We start from the raw sequence: 243 nt of genomic DNA, 5'->3' as shown, positions 1-243 counted from the left end.
ATCTTGATAGGGTGAGGTTTGTGCCACTCAATACAGTTTATCGAATAAAAGCCGCGCAAGGACAACATAAGGGGCGAGCAGCGCACCATTTACATTGTAAATTACGCTTTGATGCTTAACCCTTCATGCTCAAGCAGCCAGCGCTTTTTATCCAGCCCGCCGGCATAACCTGTCAGGGTACCGGAGCGGCCGATAATCCGGTGACAAGGCACCACTATTGGTATCGGGTTCTTGCCATTTGCG

At 50.2% G+C, this 243-nt stretch carries 1 protein-coding gene; it reads right to left on the bottom strand.

Annotated features, from left to right (window positions below; genetic code table 11):
* Positions 1 to 101 precede the first annotated feature (101 nt).
* Positions 102 to 243 (bottom strand): methylated-DNA--[protein]-cysteine S-methyltransferase (locus ACYP03_RS27580; protein WP_459782882.1); only part of this gene is annotated, 142 nt, incomplete at its 5' end.

The organism is Photobacterium sp. R1, from assembly GCF_054600795.1.
Note: the sequence above shows the minus strand (reverse complement) of the source record. Positions and strands in the feature narration are given on the sequence as shown.